A 21,622-nucleotide genomic window follows, 5' to 3' on the forward strand; every position below is an offset into this window, starting at 1 on the left:
CGGCCGCCTGCCGCGGTGCCGGGGGAGGGGATGCTGCGCGCCTTGCCGCCGAGCGCGGTCGGCTCGAAGACGGTGACCTCGAAGCCGCGTCCGATCAACTCGTGCGCGGCGGCCGGTCCGGCCATCCCGCCGCCGAGGATCGCGACCCGGCGTCCGCCGGAGTGCACCGCCGGTGCGCGGCGGCTCGGCTGTGCGCCCGCCGTGACCGGCAGGGCTGCGGCCCCGAGCGCGCCGAGCGCGCCGAGCGCGCCGAGCGCGCCGAGGGCGGTGAGGACGGTGCGGCGGGACATGCGTCCGTCGGGCTGCGGACCCCGGTGTGGCTGCGGACCCCGGTGTGACATCGAATCCCGTGTGTGTCGGTGACGACGAACTGTGGTGCGCGGCGCCGACTCCCGCGTTCCTGGCAACGTACATTGTCAGATATGGCCCACGATCGGGGGCGCCCGTGGCGAAATCCCCATCCGTGCATGTCAGGATTGGGTCATGACTATCGGAACACTTGTTCTGCTCCGCCACGGCGAGAGCGAATGGAATGCGATGAACCTGTTCACCGGCTGGGTGGACGTGCATCTGACCGACAAGGGGATCGCCGAGGGCAAGCGGGCCGGTGCCCTCCTCGCCGAGCACAATGTGCTTCCCGACGTCTCCTACACCTCCCTGCTGCGCCGCGCGATCAGCACCGCCAACTTCGCGCTCGACGCCGCCGACCGGCACTGGATCCCCGTCATCCGCGACTGGCGTCTCAACGAACGCCACTACGGCGCGCTCCAGGGCAAGAACAAGTCCGAGATCAAGGACGAGTTCGGCGAGGAGCAGTTCATGCTGTGGCGTCGCAGCTACGACACCCCGCCGCCGCCGATCGAGCCGGGTTCGAAGTACAGCCAGGACGCCGACCCGCGCTACGCCGACGTCGACGAGGTTCCCCTCACGGAGTGCCTGAAGGACGTCGTCGCCCGTTTGATCCCGTACTGGGAGTCGACGATCTCCCAGGACCTGCTCGCGGGCAAGACCGTGCTCGTCACCGCGCACGGCAACTCGTTGCGCGCGCTCGTCAAGCACCTCGACGGGATCTCCGACGACGACATCGCGGGCCTGAACATTCCGACGGGCATCCCGCTGCGCTACGACCTCGACGAGAACCTGCGCCCGCTGAACCCGGGTGGCACCTATCTCGACCCCGAGGCCGCAGCTGCCGGTGCGGCGGCGGTCGCGAACCAGGGCGCCAAGTAGCAGCCTCACGGAAGCGAGATCCGACCCCGTTGCCGTTCGGTGACGGGGTCGGTTCGTTCGTGCAGGTCCGTCGCAGAGTGGTCCGTTCTGGGCGAACAAAGGGTGAACAACACTCCAACATCCGAAAAATGGGGTGTGACGTGCGGGAAATGCCGTCGACCCGCTGTTCGGTGGGGTACCGGTGTCATTACGATTCGAAGTGTGAGTGTTACGCAGGCCGTGTTGCTGGCCGTGGTCGCAGCGGTCCTCGGCGGGATCGTCACCGTCGCCGCCGGGAGGCTGGTGCAGCGCCGGGCCCACGGTAGCGACCAAGCCGACCTCACGATGTTCGACGTGCTCGACCGGGTCGTGCACGGGGCGTCGACCGGTATCGCGGTGGTCGACAAGTTCCACGACGTCGTCCTGTCGAACCCGCGCGCCGAGGAACTCGGCCTCGTTCGCAACCGGCAGATCGACGACCGGGCCTGGGCGGCCGCCTGCCAGGTGCTCGAGAAGAGGAAGCCGATCGAACTCGACCTGGGCGCGAAGGCATTGCTCGGCCGCGAGCCCGTCGCGGTGCGCTGCACCGTCCGGCTGCTGCTCGACCAGGATCCGCGCTTCGTCGTGCTCTACGCCTTCGACGACTCCGAGCACGTCCGCATGGAGGCCACCCGGCGCGATTTCGTGGCCAACATCAGCCACGAACTGAAGACCCCCGTCGGCGCGATGGCGTTGCTCGCGGAGGCGCTGCTCGAATCCGTCGACGATCCCGAGACCGTCCGCCACTTCGGCGAACGGGTCCAACGCGAGGCGACGCGCCTCGGCAACATGGTGACCGAACTGATCGCCCTCTCGAAGCTCCAGGGTGCCGAGAAACTGCCCGATCTCGAGGTCGTGGACGTCGACGACGTCGTCGACGAGGCTCTCGACCGCACGCGCCTGACCGCCGAGAACGCCTCGATCACCATCAGCACCGACCGGCCGAGCGGTCTCGAGATCCTCGGCGACCGAACGCTGCTCGTCAGCGCCCTCACCAACCTCATCGAGAACGCGATCGCCTACTCCCCGGCCGGCTCACCGGTGACCATCAGCAGGTCGCTGCGCGACGGCAAGGTCGCTATGGCCGTCACCGACCGGGGGATCGGTATCGCCAAGGAGGACCAGGAGCGGGTCTTCGAGCGCTTCTTCCGCGTCGACAAGGCCCGGTCGCGGGCCACCGGAGGCACCGGCCTCGGGCTGGCCATCGTCAAGCACGTCGCTGCGAACCATCACGGCGAGATCACCCTGTGGAGCAAGCCCGGTACCGGCTCCACCTTCACCCTCCTCGTCCCGGCCCACGTCGAGGACGCCGAGGACGACGAGAACCACACCGCCGACCGCACCGAGAAGGTGGTCGGATCGTGACGCAGACCCCACCCGGGTTCCCGGGCGGACGGATATCGAGAAACAGACGGAGGACCAGCTCGTGACGCGTGTGCTGATCGTCGAGGACGAGGAATCGTTGGCGGATCCGCTCGCCTTCCTGCTGCGGAAGGAGGGGTTCGAGACGACCATCGCCGGCGACGGCCCCTCGGCCCTCGCCGAGTTCGACCGGGAGGGCGCCGACATCGTCCTGCTCGACCTGATGCTCCCCGGGATGAGCGGCACCGACGTGTGCAAGCAGTTGCGGACCCGCTCGGGTGTGCCGGTCATCATGGTCACCGCTCGCGACAGTGAGATCGACAAGGTCGTCGGGCTCGAACTCGGCGCCGACGACTACGTCACCAAGCCGTACTCGGCGCGTGAACTCATCGCCCGGATCCGTGCGGTCCTGCGGCGCGGGGCCGACACCGAGAGCGAGGTAGCGGCGGACGACGGACTGCTCGAGGCCGGACCCGTGCGGATGGACGTCGACCGTCACGTCGTGCACGTCAACGGTGAGCCGGTTGCCATGCCGCTCAAGGAATTCGACCTGCTCGAATATCTCCTGCGGAACTCCGGGCGGGTGCTCACCCGCGGACAGCTCATCGACCGGGTGTGGGGCGCCGACTACGTCGGCGACACCAAGACCCTCGACGTCCACGTCAAGCGTCTGCGCTCGAAGATCGAGGAGGATCCGGCCAAGCCGCGTCACCTCGTGACGGTGCGCGGTCTGGGTTACAAGCTCGAGGCCTGATCGGAGCCGGCATCGGAGCCCGCCTGTGCTGCCGACGTCGCGGGATGGATCGCGATCAGACCCAGTCCCTGGCGTCGCCGGCACAGGCGCGCGAGCTCGTCGTAGGCCGCCGCACCGAGGAGTTCGGTGAGCTCGGGGGCGTACGACTGCCAGACCGGACGCTCGCCGACGTGCGCGTCGGGAGAGCCCGAGCAGTACCAGTCGAGGTCGTGCCCACCCTCACCCCAGCCGCGTCGGTCGTACTCGGTGATGACCGTGCGCAGGATCTCGGTGCCGTCGGGACGCTCGACCCAGTCCTGGGTGCGGCGGATCGGGAGCTGCCAGCATACGTCCGGCTTCATCTCGAGCGGTTCGATGCCGCGTCGCAACGCCATGGTGTGGAGGGCACAGCCCTGGCCGCCCTCGAATCCGGGACGGTTCAGGAAGATGCACGCACCCTTGTAGCGGCGGGTGCGCAGGGCGGGCTCGTCGTCGATCTCGTCCTCTTCGAGGTAGCCCTTCTTGCCCAGGCCCTTGTCCATGAACTGCCAATCGGCCGGCGTGAGGTGTTTCACTGCCTTCGCCAGCTTCTGGCGATCGTCGTCGTCGGACAGGAACGCACCGTGCGAGCAGCACCCGTCGTCGGGTCGCTCGGCGATGATGCCCTGGCACGCCGGAGTGCCGAACACGCAGGTCCACCGCGAGAGCAGCCATGTCATGTCTGCGGCGATGACGTGTTCGTCGTTGTCGGGGTCGGTGAACTCCACCCATTCCCGAGGAAAGTCGAGAGGGACTTCCGGGGCCGGGTCGAGTTTGTGTGGGGCATGGGACATACCTGCTGTCACAGGTCCCGACGGTAGACCCAGTACCGTATTGATGTGCGCTTAGGGGTACTCGACGTCGGAAGCAACACCGTTCACCTGTTGGTGGTGGACGCCCATCGTGGTGGGCACCCCACGCCGATGAGTTCGACGAAGGCCACGCTGCGGCTGTCCGAGAACATGGACGACAACGGCGACATCACCTCCAACGGCGCCGATCGGCTCGTCGAGACCGCCGCCGAATTCGCCAGCATCGCCCGCACCTCGGGATGCGGCGAGCTCATGGCGTTCGCGACGTCCGCGGTGCGCGACGCCGGCAACTCCGAGGCCGTCCTCGAGCGGGTGCGCCGGGAGGCCGGGGTGTCGCTGGACGTGCTCTCCGGCGAGGACGAGGCGCGGCTGACCTTCCTCGCGGTGCGCCGCTGGTACGGCTGGAGCGCCGGAAACATCCTCGACCTCGACATCGGCGGTGGATCGCTCGAGCTCACCTTCGGTGGCGACGAGGACCCCGAGATCGCCTACTCGCTCCAGCTCGGTGCGGGACGGCTCACCCGCGACTGGTTCCGTGAGGACCCGCCCGGCAAGCGCCGGATCTCGGCGCTGCGCGACTGGCTCGACGCCGAACTCGCCGAGCCGGCGAAGGCCATACGCAACGCGGGCGACCCCGACCTGTGTGTGGGCACCTCCAAGACCTTCCGGACCCTCGCCCGCCTGACCGGCGCGGCCCCCTCGTCCGCCGGCCTGCGGGTACAACGGACCCTGACGGCCAGCGGACTGCGCCAGCTCATCGCCTTCATCTCCCGGATGACCACGGCCGACCGCGCAGAACTCGAAGGCGTCAGCTCGGACCGGTCCGAGCAACTCGTCGCCGGCGCCCTCGTCGCGGAGGCGAGCATGCGTGCCCTCGGAGTGGAGACGCTGCAGATCTGCCCGTGGGCGTTGCGCGAAGGCCTGATTCTTCGGAAGCTCGATACGGATATGGGTGGCGAACTGGTGGTGGCAACCGGATGAGCGAGAATCGCAGCAACGACACGGGGCAGATCTCCGTGGCCGAGCTGTTGGCGCGTAACGGCCAGAAGGTGGGAACACGGGCCGGGGGACGACGCCGACGAGGTGCGAGCGGCGGCATCTCCGTCGCTGAACTGACGGGTGAGATCCCGATCACCCGCGCAGACAGCAAGGTCGAGCGGAATACCCCGACCGATGCGGAAAGCGCTGCCGGGCAGGCGGATTCGTCGTCCTCGACGGCTGCTGTCGAGGCGGAGACCCCGCCGAAGGCCGTCCCGGCGCCACGCAAGGTCGAGACCCCGAAGCTAGAGACGCCGAAGGCGGCGACCTTCGCGCTGTCCGACATCGAGAAGACCACCGTGACCCCGCGGGTTGCCGTCGAGACGAAGACGCCGCCGGTGAAGACCGGAACGAGCACGCCTGCCGTCACGAAGACGCCGCCTGCCGCGAAAACACCACCCACTGCGAAGGCGCCGTCCGGCCCGGCGGCGAAGGTGCCTGCAGCCGCGGATGAAGTGTCGAAGACGGACACGGTGTCGAAGACGGACACGGTGTCGAAGACGGACACGGTGTCGAAGACGGCCGCATCGACGAAGGCAGCGTCCAAGGCGGCGCCGCCCAAGATCGAGTCGCCGACCGAGGTCATCCGTCCCGAGGCGCTTCCCCGGCGCGCGCGGGCGCATCTCGGAGCGGCAGCGCCCGGCTCGCAGTCCGGTGAAGGAGCAGCGGTCGCCGACAAGAAGGCGGACAAGAAGTCCGAGAAGGCGAGCGTCCCGGCGGTGTCGGTGCGCAAGGCCGACGTCGCCGAACCGCGACTACTGTCCGGCCCCGCCAGCGACCTGCAGGGCACCGGTTCCGACGCCGACGACTCGACCGACACCATCGGTGCTGCGGGTGCCGCGCCCGACGCTTCGAAGGGAGTGGCATCGTCGCGGTCGCGGAAGTCCCGCGGCAAGGGTGGGAAGGCGACGTCCGACGCCGCCGACGACTCGGCACGGAAGAGTGCGGACGACGAGTCCGCCGACGCGGAGCAGGGCAGTGGCCTCAAGCAATGGGCGTTGCTGATCGGCGAGAGCGTCGCCGCGATCGTCGCGGGCGGATTGCTCTTCAAGGGCTTCGAGCGGTTGTGGGACCTCATGCCGTGGGTCGCCTTCGCGCTCGCGCTGCTGGTGATCGTGGGCCTGGTCGCGCTGGTGCGTGTCCTGCGGCGCACCGACGACATCACGAGTCAGCTCATCGCGCTCGCGGTGGGAGCATTCGTGGCCTTCGGGCCGCTGTTGTTCCTGCTGCCCGGGTGAGCCGATGCCGACCGCGCAGGGAATCCGGGTAGGGCTGTCCACCGCTTCGGTCTATCCGGAGAACACCGAAGCGGCGTTCCGCTTCGCGGCCGATCTCGGTTTCGACGGGGTCGAGCTGATGGTGTGGGCCGAACCGGTGAGCCAGGACCCCACCTCGGTGGAGCGTCTGGTCCGCGAGTACGGCGTGCCGGTGCTCGCCGTGCACGTGCCGTGTCTGCTGATCTCGCAGCGCGTGTGGGGATCCGATCCCGCCGCCAAGCTCGACCGTTCGGTGCGTGTCGCCGAGATCCTCGGTGCGGAGACCGTCGTGGTCCATCCGCCCTTCCGGTGGCAGCGTCGCTATGCGGAGGGATTCTCCGACCAGGTCGCGGCGCTCGAGGCCGACAGCCACGTGGTGCTCGCGGTCGAGAACATGTACCCGATGAGGGCCGACGTCGTCTTCGGCGGTCGTGATCGCGGCGCCGAACGTCTGCGCCGGCGCGGTCCCGGCCGCGCGGTCTCGGCCTACAGCCCGTCGCTCGACCCCACCGACACCGGTTTCGCGCACTACACGCTCGACCTGTCGCACACCGCGACCGCGGGGGCCGACGCCCTCGCGCTCGCGGATCGGATGGGGGAGGGGCTCGCCCACCTCCATCTCGCCGACGGCCGGGGCTCCTCGCTCGACGAACACCTCGTCCCGGGAACGGGCACGCAGCCGTGTGCGGACGTGTGCCGCCGGCTCGCCGCGAGCGACTTCGGCGGGCACGTGGTGCTCGAGATCAGCACCCAGAGCGCACGGACGCGTGCGGAGCGCGCCGGGATGCTGGCGCGTTCGCTGGCCTTCGCTCGCACGCACCTGGATCGCTCGGCGACGCGCGCGATCACCGCCGGCCCCGAGAGTCCCCGGCACACGGACATCGCGCGCGTCCCCGCCTCAGAGGGCAGCGATTCCGGCGGCGAGCACGGCGACGCCTGAGATCAGCACGCCCGCGGTGAGGGAGACGGCGCCGAGCCGGACCGCCGCGAACATCCGGTCGGGCCGCGTCGGATCGGGCCCGAGCACCGACAGGAAGAAGCCTGCCGGGATCAGGATCGCGGCGACGAGCACGGCGATGGCGCCGGCCGCCGACCAACCGGGTGATGCGCCCACGACGTGCGTGAGAACGGCGATGAGCAGCCCGAGGGTGACGAGTACTCCAGCGTGGGCGTGACCGGCACGGAAGAACGTCTTCTGCAGGTCGTTGGTGGGTACGCCGCCCGAGGCGACGCGTAGCAGGAAGGTGCCTCCGAAGGCGATGCCTGCGACGGTGAGCACGGTGCTCCCGAGAACGATGGTCACGAGCGGATGCATGAGGGCCTCCTCGGCCGGTACTCCGTGACTGGATACTACAACTATCCAATACTGGATAGTTGTAGTATCCGGTGTCGAGGAGCGGAGGTGATCGGTGCGTATCTCGGAACTCGCCGAGCGTTGCGGCATACCGCTGCCGACGGCGAAGTACTACCTGCGCGAGGGGCTGCTCATGCCGGGCGTGGCGACGAGCGTCACCTCGGCGACCTACGACGACCGGCACGTGCGGCGCATGGGTCTGGTCCGGTCACTCGCCGCGCAGGGTCTGCCCCTCGAGAAGATCAAGACCGTCGTGGATCTCGTCGACAATCCCCGCGACGACCTCTTCGTCGAACTCGGCCACGCCATCGCCGCGCTGCCACCCTACGTCGAGGACTCGGCCGGTCCCGGCTATCCCCGCGCCCGCCACCTGCTCGAACGCCTCGGCCAGATCTACGACCCACGGTTCGCGGCCGTGGCGCAACTCGAACACGCGCTCGCGGCACTCGAAGCCGCCGGCCTGCGGATGGACGACCGCCGGATCGACGCCTACGGCCGTCACGTCCGCGCCATCGCCGAACTCGACCTCGAACTGCTGCCGACGCACTCCCGGGAAGCCACCGTGGAAGCGGCCGTGCTCGGGACCGCCCTGTACGAACCGGTCCTCACGGCCATGCGCCGGTTGGCCCACCAGCATCTCGCCGCCCGCATGTTCGGGTCCGGTGGACCCCCCACGACCGGCGCCGATCCGGCCCCGAACGACGACCAGGAGCAGCAGTGACCCTCACCGACCAGCCCTTCCTCGACCTGACCTCGGTCACCCGGATGCCGGGAGAGCACCCGGATGGCACGGCGCCCTGGCAGGCGCACATCGATCCGGTGTGGACCATCGGGCCCAAGGTGCACGGCGGATGCATGCTCGCGGTCTGCGCGTCCGCGGCGCGCAGGTCGGTGCTCGACGCCGGCGTGGACCCGCTCACCCAGCCCCTCGCCGTGAGTGCCTCGTTCGTCGCCGCGCCCGACCCCGGCGACGTCGAACTCACCACCGTCCTACGCAAGCAGGGCAAGCAGATCGCCCTTGTGGACGTCGAACTGTCCCAGGCCGGGCGTGTGGCGGTGCGGGCGAGTGTCACCCTCGGCACGCCGGATACCGAGGAGCCCTTCCACACGGTGCCGCACCGCGCGACCACGATGCCCGCCGACCCGCCGGCCGAGTCGGTGCTCGTCACCCCCGAGCACCCCATGGGGCAGATCGTGAAGTTCGCCGCCACCTCCCACCTCCGGATCGACTCCGCCACCGCGCGTTTCCTCGACGGGCAGCAGGGCGAACCGCTCGTGTCGATGTGGACGCGGCCGTCGCCGGGCGACGAGGCCGACGTCGACACCTCGGTGCTGTTCGCGCTCATGTGCGGCGACGTGTCGGCTCCCGTCGCGATGAACCTCGGCCGTTTCGGCTGGGCGCCGACGGTGCAACTCACCGCCTATCTGCGGCGGGTTCCGGCTCCGGGATGGCTGCGGGTCATCGCCGAGAGCAGCGTGCTCGGCAGCACCTGGTTCGAGGAGGACCACACCGTCGTCGACTCGACCGGCCAGGTGGTCGTGCAATCGCGTCAGCTGGCCATGATGCCGCGCTGATACGCCCGAACGCGGTAGGTCCCGACAGGCGGTGACCGTGGTGTAGGCCGCACGGACGGTCGTGGCAGGCTGTCCCCATGACGAGAATCGCAGTGATCGGTGGCGGCAGGATCGGCGAGGCGCTGATCTCGGGTCTGCTGAAGAACGGCTTCGCGACCAAGGATCTCGTGGTCGCCGAGAAGTTCGAGGAACGGCGTGAGGAATTGTCCCGGGCCTACTCGATCCGGGTCACCGACAGCACCTCCGACGCCGCGGAAGGCGCCGACGTGGTGGTCGTGGCCGTCAAGCCCAACGACGTGGACGTCGTCGTCACCGCCCTCGCGGCGGTCGACGCCGGGAACGACGACGAGCAGATCCTGGTGTCGCTTGCCGCGGGCATCCCGACGGTCCGCTACGAGACCAAGCTCCCGGCCGGCTTCCCTGTCGTGCGCGTGATGCCGAACACCCCGATGCTCGTCGGGGAGGGCGCGAGCGTGCTGTCCGCCGGTCGGTACGTCAAGCAGCAGCATCTCGACACGGTCCGCGAGATCCTCGCGAGCGTGGGAACGGTCTCGGTGGTCCCGGAGGCGCAGATCGACGCGGTAACCGCGGTTTCCGGATCCGGGCCCGCATATTTCTTTCTCGTCGCGGAGGCGATGATCGACGCCGGTGTCTCGCTCGGCCTGACGCGGGCGGTGGCCACCGATCTGGTGGTGCAGACGATGACCGGCTCGGCCGCGATGCTCACGCGCTCGGGGGACAACGCTGCCGACCTGCGCGCCGCGGTCACCTCGCCGGGTGGCACCACGGCGGCCGCGATCCGCGAACTCGAGCGTGGAGGCCTGCGTACGGCCTTCTACGAGGCGCTCGACGCTGCGAAGCGCCGTTCCGCGCAACTCGGGGCGGCATCGGATCAGCCGTCGCCTGCGGCCCGCGAGGGGCTCTCCGGGACGGCCTGACAGGGCATCCACCCGAGGCACTGACAGGTGTCACTGCGGAACGCTGACAGACGTCACCGTAGGGCGTAGCGTGGCGACGAACAGCCGCCCGCCGGAAATTCCCCAGCTGCATCGTCGCACAGGAACCATTCGTCACGCTAAGCTCGAATCAGCACGTGCGTGTCTGTTCCGCCGGAGGGGAAGCCGGCGGCGCGGGCGTGCCGGAGGTGTGTAATGGTTTCAGGAAACACGCCGTCGAAGGGTCAACCTCAAGACGGACAGTCGGTTCTCGCCGGTACCCAGTTCCTGACGGTTGCCGAAGTGGCAGCTCTCATGCGGGTGTCGAAGATGACCGTGTACAGGCTGGTGCACAGTGGCGAACTACCCGCAGTGCGTGTGGGACGCTCGTTCCGCGTGCATGCGAAGGCCGTCCACGACTACCTCGAGACGTCGTACTTCGACGTCGGATAGAGGTCGGACAGGGACGATCGGCGCATCGTCGGGGACGACGGTACGACGAACGGATCCGGTGCGCGAGGGAAGTCGCGTTCCGGGACGGACCTCGGTTTCACGCCGGGTGGGCCGCCCCGGTAGGATTGCTTGTCGTCGTACCGGCCAGCCGGTGTCGTGAGGCGCTGTTACTCGTCGCCACGAGGCCCAGCGTCGACATACATCAGGCGTACGTCACCGGCGTGCGCAGGAACGCTACAAGGAACGTGAGGGATGCCCACATGGGATCTGTGATCAAGAAGCGCCGTAAGCGCATGTCGAAGAAGAAGCACCGCAAGCTGCTCCGCCGCACCCGAGTGCAGCGTCGTAAACTCGGCAAGTAAGCCCTGCGCCTATCCGATGCCCGTCACCTTCCATGGTGGCGGGCATCGTTCGTCTGTGCATCCCGGTACACGAAAGTTCACCCACGAGTCGTGCGATGGCGGCGAATTGGCCGTATTGTGGGACGGCATACCGCGTCGGGGCGAATGTGACCGATGACGCGTGTGGTGCAGCAGGGGGTTTCACGAGTGGTTTCGCAGGGGCACGAAGTGGCACGTCCACGAGTCGTGCTGGTCACCGGAGCAAGTCGGTTCCTGGGGGGTTTCCTCGTCACCAGGCTCGCCCAGAATCCCGACATCGAGCGGGTGATCGGCGTCGACACCCAGTCGCCGTCGAAGGACATGCTCCGGCGCATGGGGCGGGCCGAGTTCGTGCTCGCCGACATCCGCAACCCACTCATCGGCAAGATCATCCGCAACATGGACGTCGACACCGTCGTCCACGCGTCCGCCGTCACGAAGGCCCCGAAGTCCGGGAGCCGCACGGCGATGAAGGACATGAACGTCCTCGGCGCGATGCAGCTGTTCGCGGTGTGCCAGAAGGCACCCTCGGTGCGCAGGATCGTGCTGCGCTCGTCGTCCGTCGTCTACGGATCGAGTGCCAAGGACCCCGCGAAGTTCACCGAGGAGATGAGCGCCCGCCGCCGGCCCACGGGCGCCTTCGCCCGCGACATGATAGAGGTCGAGGGATATCTGCGCGGCGTCGCCCGGCGGCGCAGCGACATCGCGACCACCATCCTCCGGTTCGCACCCACCGTCGGAAACCGGCTGCCCGGCTCGGTGTCGAGCTATCTCACCTCCCCGCTCGTCCCCAACGTGCTCGGCCGCGACGCGCGACTGCAATTGCTGCACGAGGAGGACGCACTCGGTGCGCTCGAACACGCGGTCGTCGCCGGACCGTCAGGGACGTACAACATCGCCGGTGAGGGGATCGTCACGATGACCCAGGCCGTGCGCCGGGCCGGTGGCGTCACCGTGCCGATGCCCTACGCGCTGTTCCGCACGGTCGGGCACGCACTCATGGGTTCCGTGATGAACTCCTTCACCAAAGAAGAACTCGACTATTTCCATTTCGGATGCGGACTCGACACCACGCGCATGCGCAACGAGTTCGGATTCGAACCACGCTGGACCACGAGAGAAGCGCTCGACGATTTCGCCCGGGGCCTCGCCCTCACCCGCATCGTGAAGACCGAATGGGTGGACAAGGCCGAGTCGATGGCGCTCTCCGTGCTCGGAGAGACGAGGGAGACGCGATGACGGAGGTCGCGAAGGTCATCCCGTTGCACGCCGGCAACCGCCGTCCCGGTGAACGGGTCACACGCACACCCCATCCGTCGATGGGGCCACCGCCCACCCCCGAGCAGGTGAACCGCACCGATCGATTCCTCGACGACCTGCGCGGCACGCTCGCACAACAGGTCACCGCCACCGCCGAGTTCGTGCGCCGCCGGATGACCGGCGACTACGAAGTCGACGACTTCGGCTTCGACCCGCACTTCACCGAGAACGTCGTCCTGCCGGTGCTGCGACCCCTGTTCGACAAGTGGTTCCGCGTCGAGGTCCGCGGCGTCGAGAACATCCCCGCCGAGGGCAGCGCACTCGTCGTCGCCAACCACGCCGGCACGCTCCCCGTCGACGCACTGATGACCTCCGTCGCCGTGCACGACCACGCGGATCGTCACCTGCGGATGCTCGCCGCCGATCTCGCCTTCGGTATGCCCGTGGTGGGGACGGTGACGCGCAAGGCCGGCCACACCCTCGCGTGCCATCCCGACGCCGAACGACTCCTCCGGCAGGACCAGGTGGTCGCGGTCTTCCCCGAGGGGTACAAGGGACTCGGCAAGCCGTTCAAGGAGCGTTACAAACTGCAGCGGTTCGGCCGCGGCGGTTTCGTGTCGGCGGCCCTGCGCACCCAGGCGCCCATCGTGCCGTGCTCGATCGTCGGCTCCGAGGAGATCTACCCGAACATCGCCGACCTCACCTCGCTCGCGCGCCTGCTCGGCCTGCCCTACTTCCCGATCACCCCGCTGTTCCCGGCGCTCGGCCCGCTCGGGATCCTGCCGCTGCCGTCGAAGTGGTACATCGAGTTCGGCACACCCATCGTCACCGACGTGTACGACGAGACCTCGGCGGAGGATCCGATGGTGTTGTTCGAGGTCACCGACCACGTGCGCGAGACGATCCAGCAGACCCTCTACAAACTGCTCACGCGCCGGCGGAACGTCTTCCTCGGCTGAGCACCTCGAAAATCAAGCCGCTCGGTCGCGGCGGCGACCCACGAGGACCGCGACAGCACCACCCGCGGCACCGAGACCGAGCGCCGTCGGCACCCCGACCTTCGCGGCCTTGCGCGCCGTCCGGAAGTCGCGGATCTCCCACCCGCGTGTGCGAGCGACCTGCCGTAGATCCGGATCGGGATTGATCGCGACGGCCGTGCCGACCACCGAGAGCATCGGCACGTCGTTGTGGCTGTCCGAATAAGCCGTGCAGCGCTTGAGATTCAGACCCTCACGGATCGCGAGGGCCCGCACCGCGTGCGCCTTGCCGAGACCGTGCAGGATGTCGCCGACGAGACGGCCCGTGAAGACGCCGTCCTTCGACTCGGCGACGGTGCCGAGCGCACCGGTCAGGCCGAGGCGTTCGGCGATGACGTCGGCCAGTTCGACCGGCGTCGCGGTCACGAGCCACACCTGCTGGCCCGCGTCCAGGTGCATCTGCGCGAGCGCGCGGGTGCCCGGCCAGATCTTGTCGGCGATGATGTCGTCGTAGATCTCCTCGCCGAGCCGGCGCAGTTCCTCCGTGGAGCGGCCCTGCACGAACGACAGCGCCTTGTCGCGACCGGACGCGACGTCGTTCATGTTCTCCTTGCCCGTCAGGCGGAACTTGACCTGCTGCCAGGCGAACTCGAACAAGTCGGACTTGTCGAAGTAGTTCCGGGCGACGAGGCCGCGGGCGAAGTGGATGATCGACGCGCCCTGCACCATCGTGTTGTCGACGTCGAAGAACGCCGCCGCGGTCAGATCGCGCGGGACGGGAGCGGTATCGGGGGAGGGCTCGGGTTCGACGCGGGATTCCTGCAACGCGAGGGCGGCATCGGCGCTCGCCTCACCTGCGAGATTGGCGCGGACCTCTTCCTCGCTGGGTCCGAATTTGCGAGAGAAGAGCCGACGTCCGGGACGGATGATGCTCGCCCACGTCTCACCCATGCCCCATCCGTAGGGAAACGAACGTCCTGGCACTCGCACCTCCGGTGTCGTAACGGGCGGGGCTGTCGAAACGGGCGGGCCCCGTGTGACCCCTGCACTTCCGGGCGCCGCACATATGGCGACCGCATGCACGGGCGACCCGCGCCAAGCCTAGCCCGCGACACCGCCCCTCACCGGGAGGCCGTCGCCCCCGTGACGGGGTGTGACGTTCATCTCGACAGGTCGTGCCGCACAGTGGAGGCATGAGTGAGCAATCGTCATCGGCAACGAGCGGCTCCGCGAGCCGTCATCACCTGACCCTTCTCGTGCGCGCCGGGTGCGGTGCGTGCGGTCCTGCGCGCGAGCAGCTCGAGGCGCTCGCGGAGGAGCTCGGCGTCGAGGTCACCTGCATCGACGTGGATGTCGCTGCCGCAACCGATCCCGATCTGAGGGCCGAATTCGGGGACCGTCTGCCCGTCGTTCTGCTCGACGGACGCGAGCACAGCTACTGGGAGGTCGACGAGCCGCGACTGCGCGCAGATCTCGCTCGGTGAGTCGGCAGGTCCTCGTCGTACAGCAGGTGGGAAGCACATTCGGGGTGCTTCGAGCAACTTTGTGCATGGCTTCACAAGCGGTTACCGTGGTGTGAACGAATTCCCGGATCACCGTGAGGCCAGGCGTGTATCCACCGGCCGGACGAGGAGCCACGTACCGTGACGCAGTTGCACCCACCGCAGGGCGAGGACGCTCGCGGCACCGCCGAGTCCGGCGAGGGTGCCACTCCCACTCCTCCGGTCCGCGATATCCCACAGGCTACTGTGACGCGTCTCGCGACCTACCTCCGGGTCCTCGGTGCGTTCGCCGAAGCGGGCACTCTCATCGTCTCCAGTGAGGAACTCGCGGCCGCCGCCGGGGTCGGTTCGGCCAAACTGCGCAAGGATCTGTCCTTCCTCGGACCCAACGGAGTGCGCGGCGTCGGCTACGACGTCCTGCGCCTCCAGTCCCGCATCGAAGCAGCTCTCGGACTCGACCGGGGCCATCGCGTCGTGCTCGTCGGAGTTGGCAGCCTCGGCCGCGCCCTCGCCCGGTATCCGGGCTTCGACCGCCGCGGTTTCACGATGGCCGGACTCTTCGATTCCGATCCCGACGTGGTGGGCACACGTGTGGGCGATCTCGTCGTGCGTCACGTCGACGATCTCGAGAACGGAGCCCATGAACTCGGCGCGACCATCGGTGTCGTCGCCACCCCCGACGAGGCAGCACAGCAGGTGTGCGATCGGCTCGTGCTCGCAGGAGTGCGCAGCATCCTGAGCTTCGCTCCCGTCGAACTCGATGTCCCCGACCACGTCGAGATCCGACGCGTCGATCTGTCCGTCGAGATGCAGGTCCTGTCCTTCAACAGCACCCGCAACGGGGAGACCCCCCGGGCCGCGACCGCTGACGTTCGTCCTGCTGCCGGCGACGTACGCCCCGCCGGCATACCGCGGGTGTCCACCCGAAGCTCTGCTCGGCGTACCACAACAGGAAAGGCGGGTCCGATGGGCTCGGCCGCGACCAGAAACGGATCGGTGATCGCACCGTGAGTGTTCTCCTCGTCGGGATATCGCATAGGAGCGCACCGGTCCCGGTGCTCGAGAAGGTGGCGGTCACGGACACCGACCGCCCCAAGCTCACCGACAAGATGCTGGCGTCGGACAAGATCTCCGAAGCGATGATCGTCTCCACCTGCAACCGGGTGGAGATCTACGCGGTGGTCGACGCCTTCCACGGCGCGCTCGCCGCGGTCAGCGAACTGCTCGCCGAGCACTCGGGTCTGCCCGTCACCGAACTGCACAAGCACGCCTACGTCCGCTACAGCGAGGCCGCTGCCGAACACCTGTTCTCCGTCGCCAGCGGGCTCGACTCGATGGTCGTGGGGGAGCAGCAGATCCTCGGCCAGATCCGCACCGCCTACGCCGCCGCCGACGCTCAGCAGGCCGCCGGCCGCACCCTGCACGAACTCGCCCAGCAGGCGCTGCGCGTCGGCAAGCGGGTGCACTCGGAGACCGGCATCGACGCCGCCGGTGCATCCGTCGTGTCGGTCGCGCTCGACAAGGCCTCGAACTTCCTCGGAGGCGCCCTGAAGGGCCGCACCGCCGCGGTGATCGGTGCCGGCGCCATGGGTGGTCTCGCCGTCGCGCATCTCGTCCGGGCCGAGGTCGGCTCGATCGTCGTCGCCAACCGCACCCGCGACCGTGCCGAGCGACTCGCCGAGACCGCACAGGCCGCCGGTGTCGACGCCGAGGTCGTCGGATTCGACGATCTCGCGACCGCACTGAGCCGCGCCGACGTCGCCGTCACCTGCACCGGAGCCGTGGGCGCCGTCGTCACGCTCGCCGACGCGCACCGCGCACTCGCGCAGCCCGGCCGCGGCGAACGCCCCCTCGCGATCTGCGATCTCGGTCTGCCGCGCGACGTCGACACCGCCGTGGCCGGTCTTCCCGGTGTGCAGGTCTTCGACATGGAGTCGCTGCAGCGCGACCCGTCGGCCGGCGCCGCCGCGACCGACGCGGAGGCCGCCCGCACGATCGTCGCCGCCGAGCTGTCGCAGTACCTCACCGCGCAGCGACTCGCCGAGGTCACCCCCACCGTGACGGCACTGCGTCAACGCGCCGCCGAAGTGGTCGAGGGCGAACTGATGCGCCTCGAATCGCGACTGCCCGATCTCGACGACGGCCAGCGCGGCGAGGTCGCCCGCACCGTGCGCCGGGTCGTCGACAAGCTCCTCCACGCACCGACGGTGCGCGTCAAGCAGCTCGCGTCGACGCCGGGAGGCGACCAGTACGCCGAGGCCCTGCGCGAGCTGTTCGAGCTGCGCCCGGGCTCGGTCGAGGCGGTCGCGACACCCACCAAGGATCTGAACTCGCTGACCGATCCCACCCTCTCGGGGGATCTGTCCGCCGCACTCGACCCCGCTGTCACCACCGAACTCCAGGCCTCACGAAAGGACGGCACCGCATGAGCACCGAAGCCGCATCGGTTTCCCGCGACGATGTTGCTCGGCAGGATCGTCCCCTGCGGATCGGTACCCGCGGCAGCGTGCTCGCCACGACCCAGGCCGGTACCGTGCGCGACGCACTGATTGCCGCCGGTCGCCCGGCAGAGCTCGTCATCATCACCACCAAGGGCGATGTGACGCCCGGCCCGGTGCAGCGCATCGGCGTCGGCGTGTTCACCGCCGAGCTGCGCGAGGCGCTGCTCGCAGGTGAGGTCGACGTCGCCGTGCACTCCTACAAGGACCTGCCGACCTTCCAGGATCCGCGCCTCGTCGTCGCGGCCGTCCCCGAGCGGGAGGACCCGCGCGACGCGCTCGTCGCCCGTGACGGACTCGTCCTCGGCGAGCTGCCGCCCGGCTCCAAGGTCGGTACCTCGGCGCCGCGCCGGCGGGCACAACTCGCTGCGCTCGGCCTGGGACTGCAGATCGAACCGCTGCGCGGCAACATCGACACCCGCATCGGCAAGGTCGACTCCGGCGAACTCGACGCGATCGTCATCGCGCGTGCCGGACTGTCGCGGATCGGACGCCTGGACCGGGTCACCGAGTCCCTCGAACCGGTGCAGATGCTGCCCGCGCCGTCGCAGGGTGCGCTCGCCGTGGAGTGCCGGTCGGACGATCCCGAGATGATCGAGCTGCTCGCCGGACTCGACCATGCGCCGAGCCGCGCCGCCGTCGTCGCGGAGCGCTCGCTGCTCGCCGAACTCGAAGCCGGATGCACCGCACCGGTGGGGGCGATCGCCGAGGTCGTCGAATCGCTCGACGACGACGGCCGGGTGATCGAGGAACTGTCGGTGCGCGGATGCGCCGCCGCCATGGATGGATCGGATGTGCTGCGAGCGAGCGCGGTGGGGGCGCCGGAGAAGGCCGAGGAACTCGGTCGTCGTGTCGCCCGCGAACTGCTCGACCTCGGTGCGCGCGAGCTCATGGTCGAGCACGGGGTCTTCCCCGAGACGAGACCTGCCGATGATTGACACAGCCGTCACCGTCACCCGATTTGCCCTTACCGCTGATTTGACCGCACTGGAGAATGACCGATGAGCCGAGTCCGTAAGCACAACCCCGGGCGCATCCTGTTCGTGGGATCGGGTCCGGGCGATCCTGCGCTGCTCACCGTGCGCGCGCGTGACGTGCTGGCGGGCGCCACGATCGCCTTCACCGACCCCGATGTCGACAAGGGTGTCGTGGCCCTCGTCGGTGTCGACCACGGCACCGACCCGGAGACCGGTGAGCCCGTCGCCGAGGTCCGTCCCGCGCTCGGCGAGCCCGCCGAGGTCGCCAAGACGCTCGTCGCCGAGGCGAAGGCCGGTCGCGACGTGGTGCGCCTCGTCGCGGGCGACCCGCTCACCACCGACTCGGTGATCGCCGAGGTCAACGCCGTCGCCCGCACCCAGGTGGCCTTCGAGGTGCTGCCGGGCCTGCCCGCCGGATCGTCCGTGCCGAGCTACGCCGGTATGGCGCTCGGCTCGTGCCACACCGAGGTCGACGTGCGCGGAGAGGTCGACTGGGCCGCGCTCGCCGCCGCCCCCGGCCCTCTCGTCCTCCATGCGACCTCCGGCCACCTCGCCGAGACCGCCAGCGCGCTGGTCGAACACGGCCTGGCGCCGCAGACCCCCGCCGCGATCACCGTGCGCGGCACCACCCGTCAGCAGCGCACCGTCGAGGCCACTCTCGCGACCCTGAACGACGCGGGTTCCGAGCTCGTCGGACCGCTCGTCGTCACCGTCGGCAAGGTCGTCTCGCACCGCAACAAGATGTCGTGGTGGGAGTCGCGCGCCCTGTACGGCTGGACCGTGCTCGTGCCCCGCACCAAGGATCAGGCCGGCGAGATGAGCGAGCGGCTCGTCACGCACGGCGCGATCCCGATGGAGGTGCCGACCATCGCGGTCGAGCCGCCGCGCAGTCCCGCGCAGATGGAACGCGCGGTCAAGGGCCTGGTCGACGGTCGCTACCAGTGGGTGGTGTTCACTTCCACCAACGCGGTGCGTGCGGTGTGGGAGAAGTTCGAGGCGTTCGGTCTCGACGCGCGCGCGTTCTCCGGCGTCAAGATCGCGTGCGTCGGTGAGGCCACCGCTGCGAAGGTGCGCTCGGTCGGCATCATTCCCGAGCTCGTGCCCAGCGGCGAACAGTCCAGCCTCGGCCTGCTCGCCGAGTTCGCCCCGTACGACGACGTCTTCGATCCGGTCAACCGGGTGCTGCTGCCGCGCGCCGACATCGCCACCGAGACCCTCGCCGAGGGTCTGCGCGAGCGCGGCTGGGAGATCGACGACGTCACCGCCTACCGCACCGTGCGTGCCGCTCCGCCGCCGGCCGCGACCCGCGAGATGATCAAGACCGGTGGTTTCGACGCGGTGTGCTTCACCTCGTCGTCGACGGTCCGCAATCTCGTGGGTATCGCGGGCAAGCCGCACGCCCGCACGATCGTCGCGTGTATCGGCCCGAAGACGGCCGAGACGGCGATCGAGTTCGGCCTGCGGGTGGACGTGCAGCCCGAGACCGCGCAGATCGGGCCCCTGGTCGACGCGCTCGCCGAGCACGCGGCCCGGCTCCGCGCGGAAGGCGCACTGCCTCCGCCGCGGAAGAAGTCCCGCGCCCGCCGCTGATCTCTGGTGATCCGATGATCCGTGCGCGGTCCCGGTAGTCGCCACTACCGGGGCCGCGCACGACCCGTATGGAAGGTGTTCTCCCCATGTTTCCCGACATCCGTCCCCGCCGGCTGCGCAGCACACCCGCCATCCGACGGCTCGTGGCAGAAACCTCCCTCGAACCCCGCCACCTCGTGCTCCCGATGTTCGTGGCCGACGGCCTCGACGAGCCGCGCGAGATCGCGTCGATGCCCGGGGTGTACCAGCACACCGCCGATTCGCTGCGCAAGGCCGCGGCCGCGGCCGTGTCCGCCGGTGTCGGCGGCCTGATGCTCTTCGGTGTGCCCAGCCCCGAGGACAAGGACGCCCGTGGTTCCGCGGCGAGCGATCCCGGCGGTGTGCTCAACCGCGCGCTGCGGTCGCTGCGCAGCGAACTCGGCGACGCCACGGTGATCATGGCCGACACCTGCCTCGACGAGTTCACCGATCACGGCCACTGCGGTGTGCTCACCGACACCGGCGTCGTCGACAACGACGCGACCCTCGAGCGTTACGCCGAGATGGCCGTCGCGCAGGCCGAGGCCGGGGCGCACCTGCTCGGCCCGAGCGGCATGATGGACGGCCAGATCGGTTTCATCCGGTCCGCGTTGGACGAGGCCGGGCACACCGAGGTCGGTCAGCTCGCCTACTCCGCGAAATACGCCTCGGCGTTCTACGGTCCCTTCCGCGACGCCGTCGGCTCGTCCCTCGAGGGAGATCGCCGCACCTACCAGCAGGATCCGGCGAACCGTCGCGAGTCGCTGCACGAGGTGGACCTCGACCTCGCCGAGGGCGCCGACATGGTGATGGTCAAGCCGGCGATGTCGTATCTCGACGTGCTGCGCGAGGTCGCCGACCGCTCGCCCGTCCCGGTGGCCGCCTACCAGATCTCGGGGGAGTACTCGATGATCACCGCGGCCGCGCAGAAGGGCTGGATCGATCGCGATGCGGCGATCCTCGAATCGCTGGTCGGCATCCGGCGGGCCGGTGCGGACGTCGTCCTCACCTACTGGGCCGCCGAGGTCGCGGGTCGCCTGTCATGAGCTTCCCCGCACCTCCTGTCGGGCCCGGCCCCGCGGCGAATCGTCCCGTTCCCGGAGACGTCACGACGGCCCACCAATTGTGGTGCGGGGTACTCGCTCTCGCCGTCGTGAGTTTGGCGGCAAGTCTCGCCGATCTGCTGAGTCGACGCGAGGAACTGCTCGACCTCATGACCACGATGGCCGCCGAGCAGGCCATCGAGGGCGTCACCACGGAGCAGCTCGAGTCGGCGGTCCCGCTGCTGGTCGCGCTGACCGCCGGCATCGGCCTGGTGATCGTCGGACTGCTGTATCTGGTAGTCAGGCAGCTGTTGAAGGCCAAGAACTGGGCCCGGATGCTGCTGACCCTGCTCGGGGTGTTCATGTCGCTGTCGACCCTGCCCACCGTCTTCGGTGTGGGCGTCGGGGAGGGCGGCGCGGGCTGGATACTCGGTGTGGTGGGCATTCTGCAAGCCGTCGCGACCGTCGGAGCGATCGTGCTGATGCACCGGCGGGATGCCAACCGCTTCTTCCTGCGACTGCCGGAAGAATAGACGTACCACTCGGTTTCGTCCGGCGCGACCGAAGAGTAC

24 protein-coding genes and 1 pseudogene are annotated in these 21,622 nt (G+C 69.1%); 21 read left to right on the forward strand and 4 right to left on the reverse strand.

Translation table 11 applies throughout. The features are described from left to right. Window positions 1-50: 50 nt before the first annotated feature. Window positions 51-125 (reverse strand): annotated as a pseudogene (locus M3330_RS17285) (hypothetical protein); the annotation flags it as partial. On the opposite strand from M3330_RS17285, the gene M3330_RS17290 reads away from it, so the two are divergent. From M3330_RS17290 to M3330_RS17305, 4 genes are all read left to right on the forward strand, one after another. Beyond that, entirely contained in the window at window positions 102-338 is a 237-nt protein-coding gene (locus tag M3330_RS17290) for a hypothetical protein (protein ID WP_255029078.1), read from the forward strand. The pseudogene M3330_RS17285 and the gene M3330_RS17290 sit on opposite strands and share 24 nt — an antisense overlap. Window positions 339-483: 145 nt before the next feature. Continuing rightward, on the forward strand, window positions 484-1,230 hold the full coding sequence (locus M3330_RS17295; RefSeq protein WP_019291191.1) for a phosphoglyceromutase: 747 nt from the start codon (window positions 484-486) through the stop codon (window positions 1,228-1,230). Between the two features lie 201 nt (window positions 1,231-1,431). Further along, on the forward strand, window positions 1,432-2,613 hold the full coding sequence (locus tag M3330_RS17300; RefSeq protein ID WP_024101733.1) for a cell wall metabolism sensor histidine kinase WalK: 1,182 nt from the start codon (window positions 1,432-1,434) through the stop codon (window positions 2,611-2,613). A gap of 61 nt (window positions 2,614-2,674) precedes the next feature. After that, entirely contained in the window at window positions 2,675-3,364 is a 690-nt protein-coding gene (locus tag M3330_RS17305; protein WP_006552355.1) for a response regulator transcription factor, read from the forward strand. Here the strand turns inward: M3330_RS17305 and M3330_RS17310 are convergent. Beyond that, window positions 3,346-4,176, reverse strand: a complete 831-nt coding sequence (locus tag M3330_RS17310) for a hypothetical protein (RefSeq protein WP_024101732.1) — start codon at window positions 4,174-4,176, stop codon at window positions 3,346-3,348. The two genes, M3330_RS17305 and M3330_RS17310, sit on opposite strands and share 19 nt — an antisense overlap. A 45-nt stretch (window positions 4,177-4,221) precedes the next feature. Between M3330_RS17310 and M3330_RS17315 the strand changes: the two genes are divergently transcribed. The 3 genes from M3330_RS17315 to M3330_RS17325 are packed head-to-tail and all read left to right on the forward strand — an operon-like array spanning window position 4,222 to window position 7,428. Then, window positions 4,222-5,175 (forward strand): Ppx/GppA phosphatase family protein, encoded by a 954-nt coding sequence (locus tag M3330_RS17315; RefSeq protein ID WP_024101731.1) that lies wholly within the window; start codon window positions 4,222-4,224, stop codon window positions 5,173-5,175. Further along, the gene (locus M3330_RS17320) at window positions 5,172-6,470 is read left to right on the forward strand and encodes a hypothetical protein (protein ID WP_024101730.1); all 1,299 of its coding nucleotides are present in this window, start codon (window positions 5,172-5,174) and stop codon (window positions 6,468-6,470) included. Before M3330_RS17315 ends, M3330_RS17320 begins: the two co-directional genes overlap by 4 nt. 4 nt (window positions 6,471-6,474) lie before the next feature. After that, window positions 6,475-7,428, forward strand: coding sequence for a sugar phosphate isomerase/epimerase (locus M3330_RS17325; protein ID WP_019291195.1), 954 nt, complete (start codon window positions 6,475-6,477; stop codon window positions 7,426-7,428). Here M3330_RS17325 and M3330_RS17330 read toward each other — a convergent pair. Continuing rightward, the gene (locus M3330_RS17330; protein ID WP_024101728.1) at window positions 7,387-7,803 is read right to left on the reverse strand and encodes a hypothetical protein; all 417 of its coding nucleotides are present in this window, start codon (window positions 7,801-7,803) and stop codon (window positions 7,387-7,389) included. The two genes, M3330_RS17325 and M3330_RS17330, sit on opposite strands and share 42 nt — an antisense overlap. A gap of 94 nt (window positions 7,804-7,897) precedes the next feature. On the opposite strand from M3330_RS17330, the gene M3330_RS17335 reads away from it, so the two are divergent. From M3330_RS17335 to M3330_RS17365, 7 genes are all read left to right on the forward strand, one after another. Beyond that, window positions 7,898-8,563, forward strand: a complete 666-nt coding sequence (locus M3330_RS17335; RefSeq protein WP_024101727.1) for a MerR family transcriptional regulator — start codon at window positions 7,898-7,900, stop codon at window positions 8,561-8,563. 44 nt (window positions 8,564-8,607) lie between these two features. After that, complete coding sequence (locus M3330_RS17340) at window positions 8,608-9,417, forward strand: thioesterase family protein (RefSeq protein ID WP_051424933.1); 810 nt, start codon at window positions 8,608-8,610, stop codon at window positions 9,415-9,417. A 77-nt stretch (window positions 9,418-9,494) separates the two neighbouring features. After that, window positions 9,495-10,355 (forward strand): pyrroline-5-carboxylate reductase, encoded by an 861-nt coding sequence (gene proC, locus M3330_RS17345; protein ID WP_024101725.1) that lies wholly within the window; start codon window positions 9,495-9,497, stop codon window positions 10,353-10,355. Between the two features lie 213 nt (window positions 10,356-10,568). After that, complete coding sequence (locus M3330_RS17350) at window positions 10,569-10,805, forward strand: helix-turn-helix domain-containing protein (RefSeq protein WP_006552345.1); 237 nt, start codon at window positions 10,569-10,571, stop codon at window positions 10,803-10,805. Window positions 10,806-11,065: 260 nt separating this feature from the next. Further along, window positions 11,066-11,167 (forward strand): AURKAIP1/COX24 domain-containing protein, encoded by a 102-nt coding sequence (locus tag M3330_RS17355; protein ID WP_003402602.1) that lies wholly within the window; start codon window positions 11,066-11,068, stop codon window positions 11,165-11,167. Between the two features lie 225 nt (window positions 11,168-11,392). Beyond that, window positions 11,393-12,424, forward strand: coding sequence for an NAD-dependent epimerase/dehydratase family protein (locus M3330_RS17360; protein WP_041803431.1), 1,032 nt, complete (start codon window positions 11,393-11,395; stop codon window positions 12,422-12,424). Next, window positions 12,421-13,404 (forward strand): lysophospholipid acyltransferase family protein, encoded by a 984-nt coding sequence (locus M3330_RS17365; RefSeq protein WP_024101723.1) that lies wholly within the window; start codon window positions 12,421-12,423, stop codon window positions 13,402-13,404. Before M3330_RS17360 ends, M3330_RS17365 begins: the two co-directional genes overlap by 4 nt. 12 nt (window positions 13,405-13,416) lie before the next feature. On the opposite strand, the gene M3330_RS17370 is transcribed toward M3330_RS17365, so the two are convergent. Beyond that, the gene (locus M3330_RS17370; protein ID WP_006552341.1) at window positions 13,417-14,373 is read right to left on the reverse strand and encodes an HAD family phosphatase; all 957 of its coding nucleotides are present in this window, start codon (window positions 14,371-14,373) and stop codon (window positions 13,417-13,419) included. 242 nt (window positions 14,374-14,615) lie between these two features. On the opposite strand from M3330_RS17370, the gene M3330_RS17375 reads away from it, so the two are divergent. The 7 genes from M3330_RS17375 to M3330_RS17405 all read left to right on the forward strand — a co-directional run bounded on the left by M3330_RS17375 (window position 14,616) and on the right by M3330_RS17405 (window position 21,583). Next, window positions 14,616-14,906 (forward strand): glutaredoxin family protein, encoded by a 291-nt coding sequence (locus tag M3330_RS17375; protein WP_006552340.1) that lies wholly within the window; start codon window positions 14,616-14,618, stop codon window positions 14,904-14,906. A gap of 159 nt (window positions 14,907-15,065) precedes the next feature. Then, window positions 15,066-15,935, forward strand: coding sequence for a redox-sensing transcriptional repressor Rex (locus tag M3330_RS17380; RefSeq protein ID WP_019291201.1), 870 nt, complete (start codon window positions 15,066-15,068; stop codon window positions 15,933-15,935). Beyond that, the gene (locus tag M3330_RS17385; protein WP_024101721.1) at window positions 15,932-17,353 is read left to right on the forward strand and encodes a glutamyl-tRNA reductase; all 1,422 of its coding nucleotides are present in this window, start codon (window positions 15,932-15,934) and stop codon (window positions 17,351-17,353) included. Before M3330_RS17380 ends, M3330_RS17385 begins: the two co-directional genes overlap by 4 nt. After that, a complete protein-coding gene (gene hemC, locus M3330_RS17390; protein WP_024101720.1) occupies window positions 17,350-18,360 on the forward strand; it encodes a hydroxymethylbilane synthase in 1,011 nt (336 codons plus the stop codon). The genes M3330_RS17385 and hemC overlap by 4 nt, the downstream gene beginning before the upstream one ends. A gap of 63 nt (window positions 18,361-18,423) precedes the next feature. Then, entirely contained in the window at window positions 18,424-19,989 is a 1,566-nt protein-coding gene (locus tag M3330_RS17395) for a bifunctional uroporphyrinogen-III C-methyltransferase/uroporphyrinogen-III synthase (RefSeq protein WP_024101719.1), read from the forward strand. An 86-nt stretch (window positions 19,990-20,075) separates the two neighbouring features. Next, entirely contained in the window at window positions 20,076-21,053 is a 978-nt protein-coding gene (gene hemB / locus M3330_RS17400; RefSeq protein ID WP_024101718.1) for a porphobilinogen synthase, read from the forward strand. Between the two features lie 107 nt (window positions 21,054-21,160). Continuing rightward, entirely contained in the window at window positions 21,161-21,583 is a 423-nt protein-coding gene (locus tag M3330_RS17405) for a hypothetical protein (protein ID WP_228044622.1), read from the forward strand. Window positions 21,584-21,622: the final 39 nt, after the last annotated feature.

Source organism: Rhodococcus sp. GA1, from assembly GCF_024321955.1.
In the GTDB taxonomy this organism is placed as follows: domain Bacteria; phylum Actinomycetota; class Actinomycetes; order Mycobacteriales; family Mycobacteriaceae; genus Rhodococcus; species Rhodococcus pyridinivorans.